The organism is Streptomyces actinomycinicus (genome assembly GCF_016741775.1).
Classification (GTDB): domain Bacteria; phylum Actinomycetota; class Actinomycetes; order Streptomycetales; family Streptomycetaceae; genus Streptomyces; species Streptomyces actinomycinicus.
On sequence record NZ_JAERRK010000083.1, the window covers coordinates 1 to 460 of the forward strand.

The following is a 460-nucleotide window of genomic DNA, read 5'->3' on the forward strand; positions in this document are numbered from 1 at the left end:
CCCGGGTTCCTGCCCGGTGTCGACCAGGAGCACGGCGGGATCATCCGGCACGGCGCGAAGCTGCTGTACGCCTACTGCAACGCGACCGTGCCGAGGATCTCGCTGATCCTGCGCAAGGCGTACGGAGGTGCCTACATCGTCATGGACTCCCAGTCGATCGGCGCCGACCTGACCTACGCCTGGCCGACGAACGAGATCGCCGTCATGGGCGCCGAGGGGGCCGCCAACGTCATCTTCCGCCGGCAGATCGCCGGGGCCGAGGACCCCGAGGCCATGCGTCAGAAGATGGTCAAGGAGTACAAGGCCGAACTGATGCACCCGTACTACGCGGCCGAGCGCGGCCTGGTCGACGACGTCATCGACCCCGCCGAGACCCGCGAGGTGCTCGTCAAGTCCCTGGCGATGCTGCACAGCAAGCACGCCGACCTGCCCTCCCGCAAGCACGGCAACCCCCCGCAGT

At 68.3% G+C, this 460-nt stretch carries 1 protein-coding gene; it reads left to right on the plus strand.

Annotated elements, in window-relative coordinates; genetic code table 11:
* A partial coding sequence (locus tag JK359_RS38595) for a carboxyl transferase domain-containing protein (RefSeq protein WP_307788471.1) occupies positions 1-460 on the plus strand: 460 nt, incomplete at both ends.